9 protein-coding genes and 4 tRNA genes are annotated in these 10,160 nt (G+C 64.6%); 6 read left to right on the top strand and 7 right to left on the bottom strand.

From position 1 onward, the window contains the following. The 6 genes from FYM52_RS18265 to FYM52_RS18240 form a co-directional block, all read right to left on the bottom strand. A partial coding sequence (locus tag FYM52_RS18265; protein WP_238826235.1) for a GTP-binding protein occupies positions 1-126 on the bottom strand: 126 nt, incomplete at its 3' end. 73 nt (positions 127-199) lie between these two features. Then, positions 200-274, bottom strand: a tRNA-Thr gene (locus FYM52_RS18260). Positions 275-304: 30 nt separating this feature from the next. Further along, positions 305-378, bottom strand: a tRNA-Gly gene (locus FYM52_RS18255). A 56-nt stretch (positions 379-434) separates the two neighbouring features. Further along, positions 435-520, bottom strand: a tRNA-Tyr gene (locus FYM52_RS18250). A 68-nt stretch (positions 521-588) separates the two neighbouring features. Beyond that, positions 589-664: transfer RNA gene (locus tag FYM52_RS18245), tRNA-Arg, on the bottom strand. 79 nt (positions 665-743) lie between these two features. Next, complete coding sequence (locus FYM52_RS18240; RefSeq protein WP_162524779.1) at positions 744-1,388, bottom strand: TetR family transcriptional regulator; 645 nt, start codon at positions 1,386-1,388, stop codon at positions 744-746. A gap of 207 nt (positions 1,389-1,595) precedes the next feature. On the opposite strand from FYM52_RS18240, the gene FYM52_RS18235 reads away from it, so the two are divergent. The 4 genes from FYM52_RS18235 to FYM52_RS18220 all read left to right on the top strand — a co-directional run bounded on the left by FYM52_RS18235 (position 1,596) and on the right by FYM52_RS18220 (position 8,092). Then, the gene (locus FYM52_RS18235) at positions 1,596-2,837 is read left to right on the top strand and encodes an efflux RND transporter periplasmic adaptor subunit (protein ID WP_154165117.1); all 1,242 of its coding nucleotides are present in this window, start codon (positions 1,596-1,598) and stop codon (positions 2,835-2,837) included. 12 nt (positions 2,838-2,849) lie between these two features. Further along, on the top strand, positions 2,850-6,011 hold the full coding sequence (locus tag FYM52_RS18230) for an efflux RND transporter permease subunit (RefSeq protein ID WP_154165116.1): 3,162 nt from the start codon (positions 2,850-2,852) through the stop codon (positions 6,009-6,011). Further along, positions 6,004-7,449 (top strand): efflux transporter outer membrane subunit, encoded by a 1,446-nt coding sequence (locus tag FYM52_RS18225; RefSeq protein WP_162858937.1) that lies wholly within the window; start codon positions 6,004-6,006, stop codon positions 7,447-7,449. Before FYM52_RS18230 ends, FYM52_RS18225 begins: the two co-directional genes overlap by 8 nt. A 118-nt stretch (positions 7,450-7,567) precedes the next feature. Beyond that, a complete protein-coding gene (locus tag FYM52_RS18220; RefSeq protein ID WP_043387517.1) occupies positions 7,568-8,092 on the top strand; it encodes a cytochrome c5 family protein in 525 nt (174 codons plus the stop codon). Between the two features lie 43 nt (positions 8,093-8,135). Here FYM52_RS18220 and FYM52_RS18215 read toward each other — a convergent pair whose 3' ends face one another. Then, complete coding sequence (locus tag FYM52_RS18215) at positions 8,136-8,669, bottom strand: DUF2946 family protein (protein ID WP_154165115.1); 534 nt, start codon at positions 8,667-8,669, stop codon at positions 8,136-8,138. Between the two features lie 123 nt (positions 8,670-8,792). Here FYM52_RS18215 and FYM52_RS18210 point away from each other — a divergent pair, with 123 nt between their 5' ends. Both FYM52_RS18210 and FYM52_RS18205 read left to right on the top strand, forming a co-directional pair. Beyond that, positions 8,793-9,380: a LemA family protein gene (locus tag FYM52_RS18210; protein ID WP_154165114.1), complete on the top strand. Its 588-nt coding sequence runs from the start codon at positions 8,793-8,795 to the stop codon at positions 9,378-9,380. 40 nt (positions 9,381-9,420) lie between these two features. Beyond that, positions 9,421-10,160: YgcG family protein (locus tag FYM52_RS18205; RefSeq protein ID WP_154165113.1), on the top strand; the 740-nt coding region annotated here is incomplete at its 3' end.

Genomic DNA, 10,160 nt, shown 5'->3' with positions numbered 1-10,160 from the left:
ACCGCCGAAGTGCTTGGACAGCACGGTGGCGATAGCAGCAGTCAGGGTGGTCTTACCGTGGTCAACGTGGCCAATGGTGCCCACGTTCACGTGGGGCTTTGTGCGCTCGAACTTTTCTTTTGCCATTTTTTCGACTCCGAAAAAAATCAAATGCTAACGATGTTTCGGCGCAACCATCTGACACAGAAGCACCACTAATTGGTGCCCATGGGCAGGATCGAACTGCCGACCTCTCCCTTACCAAGGGAGTGCTCTACCACTGAGCCACATGGGCATAAGCTTGCACAAGCAAACTTATGAATCTTGGAGCGGGAGACGGGAATCGAACCCGCGTCATTAGCTTGGAAGGCTAGGGTTCTACCATTGAACTACTCCCGCAAACCTGGGTTTGCGCGCATCGCCAAGCGATGCTTAAATCTCTTCACCTTGAAAGGTGGTGGAGGGAGCTGGATTCGAACCAGCGTAGGCGTAAGCCAACAGATTTACAGTCTGCCCCCTTTAGCCACTCGGGCATCCCTCCGAAGAGATTTAGATTGTAGCAGATTTTTTTATCGCAAAAATATTTTTAGGTATTTTCTTGAGTTTGTTTGGCGCGGCTGGCGGGGATCGAACCCACGACCCTTGGCTTCGGAGGCCAATACTCTATCCACTGAGCTACAGCCGCTAACGACACCCGCTACACGCGAACTACCAAAAATCTGCAGCCCGCATTCTAACCCGCACTTTTGCGCCGCTTCAGGGAATCACGCAATTTCTTTTTGCAAATCGAACCCCAACCCCTTCAAGTACAGCGCAACAGCCAGCATCCCCTCCGCCTCCAGATCAAAAGATTGCCCATCCTGCAGCAACCAGAAATGCAGCACACCATCAAAGATAGCCTGCAACCCCCGCGCCGCATTTTGACTAGACACAGGCAAGCACACACCTTCTTGCTGCGCTGCCAACAACAACGCCTGCTCTATCTGCAGCGCAAACCGAAGTGCACCCTCTATGCGCCGCTGGCGCACAGCCAAGAGCTCACCCACACACTCAACCTTGTACAAAGCAATATCAAATACGCGCCGAGTTGCCGTGTCAGTACTCACAGACCTGAACACCATGCGCAGAACACCCAGGATCTCGGGCAGCACCGCACCGTGCTGCATGAACTTGGCTTGGCCAGCCTCCCACGCCTGCTCGAACGGCAAAGTTGTCCTTTGCATCAAGGCATCAAAAAGATCTACCTTGTCCTTGAAGTGCCAATAAATGGCACCTCGCGTCAAGCCTGCAGCTTGCGCCACCTCCGACAACGAGGCACCCGCCACCCCCTTGGCAAAAAACACCTCCGCGGCAGCATCCAGCAACTTGTTGCGCGTTGCCTCCGCATCCTCTTTGGTACGACGAGCCACAAATCGCCCCTTTCAAGCAAAAATCATCACCGCATCACCCCCAACATCAGCAAGGTCGCGATGACTTGTCATTAATTATACATTCGCGTATGTATGTATAATTTCCAGACTAACCCGGCCTTTACACTTTGTGCAGAGGCCTATTTTTGTTCTGATCTGTCCCATCCAACCGTACGGCTGCCCACTCTCCCTTCCATGAGGATGTCCATGAACCGCTTCCCCCCTCCTTTTGCACTCCGCCGTCCTATGATTGGCGCATTGGCTTTGGCATCTCTCCTGGCATTGACAGCCTGTGGCAAGAGCGACCAGCCAGCCGGTCATGCAGGCGGTGAAGCGCCCGCTCCCCAAGTGGGCGTGGTGGTCGCCCAGCCCTCGGACGTGGCCCTGGTCACTGAACTGCCGGGCCGTGTCGAGGCCTCGCGCACCGCCGAAGTCCGTGCTCGCGTCTCGGGCATCCTGCTCAAGCGCCTGTTCCGTGAGGGCAGCGACGTCAAGGCCGGCCAGCCTCTGTTCGAAATCGATGCTGCGCCCTACCGCGCCACACTGCAGAGCGCACAGGCCTCGGTAGCACGCGCCGAAGCCACGCTGGCCCAAGCCACAGCCCTGACCGATCGCTACAAGCCCCTGGTGGAAGCCAATGCCATCAGCAAACAGGACTACACCACGGCCGTGGCCGCCCAGAAGCAGGCCGAAGCCGATCTGGCATCGGCCAAGGCCGCCGTGGAAACCGCACGCATCAACCTGGGCTATGCATCGGTGACGGCCCCCATCTCGGGCCGTATTGGCCGCGCCCTGGTAACCGAAGGTGCGCTGGTGGGCCAAGGGGAAGTCACCCAACTGGCCACCATCCAGCAGATCCATCCCGTCTATGTGAACTTCACGCAGTCGGCCTCGGACGTCATGCGTTTGCGCAGTGCCATGGACGCCGGCCAGCTCAAGAAGGTCAGCGGCCAGGATGCGGCCAGCGTGCGCATCGTGCTGGACGACGGCACGGAATACGGCCAGACCGGCAAGCTGCTGTTCTCGGATCTGACAGTGGACGCCACCTCGGGCCAGATCACGCTGCGCGCCGAAGTGCCCAACCCCGGTGGCCAGTTGCTGCCCGGCCTCTACGTGCGCGTGCGCCTGGAGCAGGCCCAGGCAACCGATGCCATCCTCGTGCCGCAGCAGGCCGTGACCCGCAGCGACCAGGGCGACAGCGTCATGGTGGTCGATGCCGAAGGCAAGGTCACCCCACGCAAGGTGCGCATCGGTTCGGCCAAGGGCACGAACTGGGTGGTGCTGGAAGGTCTGAAGCAAGGCGAGCAGGTGATGGTCGACGGCTTCCAGAAGCTGCGCGGCGCGCCCAAGGTCCAACCCGTGCCATGGCAGCCCGACGCCGCCAAGGCCAACGGTGCCCAGCCCGCCGCCGCTCCTGCGGCCGAAGCGGCCAAGGCAGACAACAAGTAAGGAGCGCCGCAGATGGCCAAGTTCTTTATCGACAGACCCATCTTTGCATGGGTCATCACCATCTTCCTGATGGTGATCGGGGCGGTGTCCATCACCAAGCTGCCCGTCGCCCAGTACCCCGCCGTGGCGCCGCCGACCATCCAGGTCTCGGTGGCCTACCCCGGCGCCACCGCCCAGACGCTGGAAGACAGCGTGCTCGCCGTCATCGAACGTGAGATGAACGGCGCCACAGGCCTGGCCTATGTGGAAACCACCAGCCAGGCCAACGGCACAGGTACGGTGGTGCTGAGCTTCGAGCCCGGCACCAATTCCGACCTGGCCCAGGTGGATGTGCAAAACCGCCTGTCGCGCGCCACCCCGCGCCTGCCTGCCGCGGTGACACAGCAGGGCGTGCGTGTGGAGCAGTCCCGCTCCAACTTCCTGCTGTTCTCGATGATCACCACAGAGAACCCTAACTTCAGCCTGGACGCCCTGAACGACTACGCCGCACGCAACATCGTGCCCGAGCTGCAGCGCGTCACGGGCGTGGGTTCGGTCACGCAGTTCGGCGCCGAGCGCGCCATGCGCGTCTGGGTCGATCCGACCAAGCTCAAGGGCTTCAAGCTGTCCATCGACCAGGTCAGCGCCGCCATCAAGGCCCAGAACGCCCAGGTGTCCGCCGGCAACCTCGGTGACCTGCCTGCCGTCAGCGACCAGCCCATCGCCGCCACCATCGTCGTGCGCGGCCAGCTGAGCACGCCCGAGCAGTTCGGCAACATCGTGCTGCGCGCCAACACCGACGGCTCGTCGGTGCGCCTCAAGGACGTGGCCCGCGTCGAGTTGGGCTCGCAAAGCTACAGCACCTCGGCCCGTCTGAACGGCAAGTCGGCCGTGGGCCTGGGCGTGCAGCTCACGCCCTCGGCCAACGCCCTGGCCACGGCCACGGCCGTGAAGGACAAGCTCGCCGAGCTGCAGAAGTTCTTCCCTGAAGGCGTGTCCTTCTCTGTGCCCTACGACACCTCGACCTTCATTTCGGTCTCGATCGAGAAGGTGGTCCACACCCTGCTGGAAGCCGTGGTGCTGGTGTTCCTGGTGATGTACCTGTTCCTGCAGAACATCCGCTACACCCTGATCCCGACCATCGTGGTGCCCGTGGCCCTGCTGGGCACGTTTGCCGCGCTGTTCGCGATGGGCTTCTCGATCAACGTGCTCACCATGTTCGGCATGGTTCTGGTGATCGGTATCGTGGTGGACGACGCCATCGTGGTGGTGGAGAACGTTGAGCGCATCATGGCCGAAGAGGGGCTGCCGCCCCTGGAGGCCACACGCAAGGCCATGAGCCAGATCTCGGGCGCCGTGATCGGCGTGACCGTGGTGCTGATCTCGGTGTTTGTGCCACTGGCCTTCTTTGCAGGCTCCACCGGCAACATCTACCGCCAGTTTGCGGCCACCATGGCCACGTCCATCGCCTTCTCGGCCTTCCTGGCGCTGTCGCTCACCCCGGCCCTGTGCGCCACCCTGCTCAAGCCGGTCGATCCTGACCACCACAGCGAAAAGAAGGGCTTTTTTGGCTGGTTCAACCGCCGCTTCAAGAGCGCCACCCACAGCTATGAAGGCGCGATGGGTTCCCTGGTGCGCCGCGGTGGCCGCATGATGGTCATCTACCTGGTGCTGGTGGCCGCCGTGGGCTATGTGTTCACCCGCCTGCCCACCTCCTTCCTGCCCAACGAAGACCAGGGCTACATCATCACCAACGTGCAGCTGCCGCCTGGCGCCGCCGAGGCCCGCACCAGCGAGGCCCTCAAGCGCGTCGAGGAGTACATGCTGGCTCAGCCCGAGGTGAAGAACATCGTGACGGTGTCGGGCTTCTCGTTCTCCGGCCAGGGCCAGAACGCCGGTCTGGCCTTCGTGATCCTGAAGGACTGGAGCGAACGAACGGGGGCCGAGCATTCGGCCAGCGCCGTGGCGGGCCGCGCCTACATGGCGCTGAGCCAGGTGCGCGACGCCTTCATCTTCGCGCTCAGCCCCCCGCCCATCCCCGAACTGGGCACGGGCACCGGCTTCAACTTCCGCCTGCAGGACCGCGGCGCCAAGGGCCACGATGCCCTGATGGCTGCGCGCAACCAGTTGCTGGGCATGGCGTCTCAAAGCAAGATCCTTGCAGGCGTGCGCCCCGACGGCATGGAAGACGCGCCACAGATGCAGCTGGAGATCGACCGCGACAAGGCCAGCGCCCTGGGCGTGGGCTTTGACAGCATCAACTCGGCCCTGTCCACTTCGCTGGGGTCCTCCTACGTGAACGACTTCCCCAACCAGGGTCGTCTGCAGCGTGTGGTGGTCCAGGCCGATGCCAAGGCGCGCATGCAGCCCGAGTCCATCCTCGATCTGCCCGTGCTCAACAACCAGGGCCAGGTGGTGCCACTGTCGGCCTTCGCCTCCACACGCTGGATCACCGGCCCAATGCAGACCGTGCGCTACAACGGCTACTCCTCGATGAAGCTGGCCGGCGATGCCGCACCAGGCTATTCGACAGGGGATGCCATGGCCGAGATGGAACGCCTGGCCGCCCAGTTGCCCGAAGGCTTCGGCTTCGAGTGGACCGGTCTGTCGCGCGAGGAAAAGCTCGCCGGCGACCAGGCCATGGTGCTCTACGCCTTCTCGCTGCTGGCCGTGTTCCTGTGCCTGGCCGCGTTGTACGAAAGCTGGTCCATCCCCTTCTCGGTGATGCTGGTGGTGCCGCTGGGTGTGCTCGGCGTGTTGCTGGCCACACTGACCCGGGGCATGGCCAACGACGTGTACTTCCAGATCGGTCTGGTGACCATCATCGGCCTCTCGGCCAAGAACGCCATCCTGATCGTGGAATTCGCCAAGGACCTGCAGGCCCAGGGCAAGAGCGTGATCGAAGCGGCGCTGGAAGCGGCCCACCTGCGGTTCCGCCCCATCATCATGACCTCGCTGGCGTTCACCTTGGGTGTGGTGCCCCTGTTCATCGCCTCGGGCGCCAGCTCGGCCAGCCAGCGTGCCATCGGCACCGGCGTGATCGGCGGCATGATCACCGGCACCGTGCTGGCCGTGGTCTTCGTGCCCGTGTTCTTTGTGCTGGTGCGCAGCTTCTTCAAGGGCAGCGAACGACAACGGAAGATATATGCCGCGCACGCGCAAGCCGCCGGCATTGAGGAGAGCAAGCATGAGTAAGACCCCGAGCCTTCGCCTGTCGGTGCTGGCCACCGCCGCGCTGCTGGCCGGCTGCTCGCTGGTGCCCAAGTACGAGCGCCCGGCAGCCCCTGTGCCCACGGCCTTCCCCACGGTCTCCGGTACCACGGCACCGGCCGCCGCCGAAGGCCAGGCCAGTGCGCCCGTGCCCTGGGAGCAGTTCTTCACCGACGCCCGCCTGCAGCGTCTGGTGCGTCTGGCGCTGGAGAACAACCGCGACCTGCGGGTGGCCGTGCTGAATCTGGAACAGGCCCGCGCCCAGTTCCAGATCCGGCGCGCTGACCAGTTCCCCACGGTGAACGCGGCGGCCAATGCCAGCCGTGGCAACAGCCAGATCACGGGCGACATCGTCAACAACTTCCAGGTGGGCCTGGCGGTCTCGGCCTGGGAGCTGGACTTCTTTGGCCGCATCGCCAGCCTCAAGGAACAGGCCCTGGCCCAGTACCTGGCCAGCGACGAGGGCCGCAAGGCCACCGAGCTGAGCCTGGTGGCCAGCGTGGCCAACGGCTGGCTGACCCTGCTGGCCGACGAGGAGCTGCTGGACATCTCGCGCCGCACCCTGGCCACGCGCGAGGAGTCCATCAAACTGGCCAAACTGCGTTTCGACAACGGCGTGGCCTCGGAACTGGACTACCGCCAGGCCCAGTCGCTGACCGAAGCCGCACGCGCCACCTATGCGCAGCAGATTCGCCAGCGCAGCCAGGACGAGAATGCCCTGGCACTGCTGCTGGGCCAGCCCCTGCCGGACGACCTGCGCGCCGGCCTGAAGGGTGCCAAGCTGGCCGATGCGGCCGCCATGGCCAGCCTGCCTGCCGGCCTGCCGTCCGACCTGCTGGTGCGCCGCCCCGACCTGCGCCAGGCCGAGCAGCAGCTGATCGGCGCCAACGCCAACATCGGCGCAGCCCGTGCTGCCTTCTTCCCGCGCATCGCCCTGACCACCCAGGCCGGCACGGTGAGCAACGAGCTCTCGGGCCTGTTCAAGAGCGGCAGCTGGGGCTTTTCCATCGCACCTTCGCTGACCCTGCCCATCTTTGACGCCGGCCGCAACCAGGCCAACCTCGAAGTGGCCCAGGCCAGCCGCGGCATCGCCGTGGCCCAGTACGAAAAAGCCATCCAGACCGCCTTCCGCGAAGTCTCGGATGCCCTGGCCGGCGAAGCCACGCTGGGCGAGCAGGCGCGGGCCCAGCAAGCCCAGATCGAGGCCGAGCAGGCGCGCCTGCGCCTGTCCGAACTGCGCTACAGCAACGGTGTCGCCAGCTACCTGGACCTGCTGGACGCCCAGCGTTCGCTGTTCACGGCGGAGCAAAGCGCGGTGCAGGTGCGCCTGGCCCAGCTGCAGAACCAGGTCGCCCTGTACAAGGCCCTGGGTGGCGGCTGGTCCGAAGCCAGCCTTGGCAAGCAGGAAACCACCAATCGTTGAGGTGCGTCAACTCTGTACCACAGCGGCCGCCAAACGGCCGCTGGGGGACTGGGGCAAAAAAACCCCATCGATATAATCCGCCGTTGGTTTTTCCCCGCCCCGATAACCAGAGGACGCCATGAGCGACAAGCACCACGAAGAAGCCCATACCGGCCCCATCAAGAACCCCAAGCAGTTGCTGATCACGGTACTGCTTGCCTTCATCCTGCCCGTGATCCTGATCATTGGTCTGGTCACCTTCGTGGGCTCGGCGCCCAAGACCGGCGCCGGCGTGGGCATGCAGGAGCTGGCCCAGGCACAGCGCCTGCAAAAGGTGGGCTCCGTGGAGATTCGTGATGCCAACCGCCCCCTGCGCGGTGGCGAGGATGTGTACAAGGGCCAATGTGCCGCCTGCCACGCCACCGGCGTTTCGGGCGCGCCCAAGTTTGGCGCTGCGGGCGACTGGGGTCCCCGTCTGGCCCAAGGCTTTGACGCCCTGGTGCACTCGGCCCTCAAGGGCAAGGGTGCCATGGCCCCCCAGGGTGGTGGCGACTTCAACGACCTGGAAATCGCCCGTGGCGTGGCCTTCATGGCCAATGCAGCCGGCGGCAACTTCCCAGAGCCTCAGCCTGCCGCCCAGGAAGGCGACGCCGCAGCGAAGTAATCGCCAGCGTGCTCCAACAGAAAGGACCCCCAGGGTCCTTTTTTCATGCCTGCGCTGCGGCCCGCTGCGGGCTGCGCACGAATTGAAAGCGCTGCGGCAGCGCGTCCCAGGCCAGGGGCTGGGGGTGCCAGCGCCCCTGCTCCACCACGTCGGCCACATGCACCATGTCCTGCGAGTGCACCACGCCCAGCACCCCGGCACAGCGCAGGTAGACACGGCCTTCGTCATCCATCCAGCAGTCCTGCACCTGCGCCTGGGGCATGCCCGTATGTGAGCAGACCGCGCCCTGCGCATCCACGCGCCAGACCATGGGCGTGTTCTCCAGCTCCACGTACACCCGCTGCGGGCCGTTCTGGAAAAACCATTGGCCTTGTGCGTCGGCCTCGTAATTGCGCCCGATGAAGGCCAGCAGCTTCTCGTGCTCCACCAGGGTCCCCTTGCTGTGTGGAAATGGGCCCTGCGCCTGCACCCCCGCATCGCGCAGCCACCACTGGCCGCGGGCATCCAGGCCCAGCCAGCCGTGCACATGCGGCACATTCGGCCATTTGATCAACGCCTGCTTCACGATCTCATCCATGCTGTCGGTCCTTTGCGCGCTGCCACTTGGCGGCGCCTAACGGTTGCCCGCATTTTGCCTACAAACCCGGGGCGCGGTCGGCCACCACAATGGCGCCAGGAACTGCTCTGAAGGGACATGTGCATGAAACGTCTGCTCGCCATCCTGTTGATCGCCACCTCGCTGTCGGGCTGCGGCTACAACGATTTTCAGCGCCTGGACGAAGACACCAAGGCCAAGTGGAGCGAAGTGCTGAACCAGTACCAGCGGCGCGCGGACCTGGTGCCCAACATCGTCGCCTCGGTCAAGGGCGAAGCCAACTTCGAGCGCGACACCCTGACCCAGGTGATCGAAGCCCGCTCCAAGGCCACCGCCATCCAGGCCACACCCGAGCTGATCAACGACCCCGCCGCTTTCCAGCAGTTCCAGCAAGCCCAGGGGCAGCTGGGCAGCGCCCTGTCGCGCCTGATGGTGGTCGCCGAGCAATACCCGCAGCTGCAGGCCAACCAGGCCTTCCGCGACCTGCGCGTGACACTGGAAGGCACGGAAAACCGCATCAACGTGGCCCGCAATGCCTACATCCAGTCTGTCCAGGCCTACAACGTGCTGGCGCGCAGCTTTCCCACCAACCTGACGGGCATGCTGTTTGGCTACCAGCCCAAACCCAGCTTCACGATGGCCAACGAGGCCGAGATTGCCCGCCCGCCGAACGTCGACTTTGGCAGCAAGTAAGGCCGGCGCGCCCCTGCGCCGGCCCGTTGAGGAATTAAATATGGCTGTACCGCGCATGTGGCAAGCGCTGCTAGCTATCATTTTGAGTGCATGCTGGCTGCCCGGCTGGGCACATGACGTGCTGCCTGTGCCCGCACTCACCGCCGCGCTGATCGATCAGACCCACACCCTGTCGGTGGAGGAGTCCCGGGCGATCGAGCAACGGCTGCGCAGCATCGAAGCCAAGTCGGGCTCCCAGGTGGTGGTGCTGATGGTGCCGACGACCGCCCCCGAAGACATTGCCCCCTTCGCCTACCGCGTGGCCAGCAGCTGGAAGATCGGCCGCAAGCACGTGGGCGACGGCCTGTTGATCGTGGTCGCCAAGGACGACCGGCGCATGCGCATCGAGGTGGCCCGCGCCCTGGAGGGCGCCATCCCCGACCTGGCCGCCGCGCGCATCATCGACCAGCAGATGGCCCCGCAATTCCGACAGGGGCACTATGCCGCCGGCATCCTGGCGGCCCTGGACCAGATTGCCGCGCGCATTGCCGGCGAGGCCTTGCCGGCACCGCAGCAGCCCACCGCCGCCCGTGATCGGTTGGACCCGGAGAGCCTGGCCATTTTTCTGTTTTTCGGGGTGATGGTCGTCGGCCCGCTGCTGCGCCGCCTGCTGGGCAACAAGCGGGGCGCGCTGCTGGTGGGCGGGGGCGCCGGGGTGCTGGCCTACGCGGTCACCACCAGCCTGTGGCTGGCCGGGGGCGCCGGGGTGCTGGCCGCCCTGGTGACCTTGCTGGCGAATGG

Source organism: Comamonas sp. CAH-2 (assembly GCF_009668305.1).
Classification (GTDB): Bacteria; Pseudomonadota; Gammaproteobacteria; order Burkholderiales; family Burkholderiaceae_C; genus Comamonas; species Comamonas aquatica.
This window is presented reverse-complemented; position numbering and strand designations above follow the sequence as displayed.

Bases quoted from the DNA above. Each gene is read 5' to 3' on its own strand.
- FYM52_RS18235 (WP_154165117.1), top strand. From the start codon at position 1,596: ATGAACCGCTTCCCCCCTCCTTTTGCACTCCGCCGTCCTATGATTGGC.
- FYM52_RS18230 (WP_154165116.1), top strand. From the start codon at position 2,850: ATGGCCAAGTTCTTTATCGACAGACCCATCTTTGCATGGGTCATCACC.
- FYM52_RS18225 (WP_162858937.1), top strand. From the start codon at position 6,004: ATGAGTAAGACCCCGAGCCTTCGCCTGTCGGTGCTGGCCACCGCCGCG.
- FYM52_RS18220 (WP_043387517.1), top strand. From the start codon at position 7,568: ATGAGCGACAAGCACCACGAAGAAGCCCATACCGGCCCCATCAAGAAC.
- FYM52_RS18215 (WP_154165115.1), bottom strand. From the start codon at position 8,669: ATGGATGAGATCGTGAAGCAGGCGTTGATCAAATGGCCGAATGTGCCG.
- FYM52_RS18210 (WP_154165114.1), top strand. From the start codon at position 8,793: ATGAAACGTCTGCTCGCCATCCTGTTGATCGCCACCTCGCTGTCGGGC.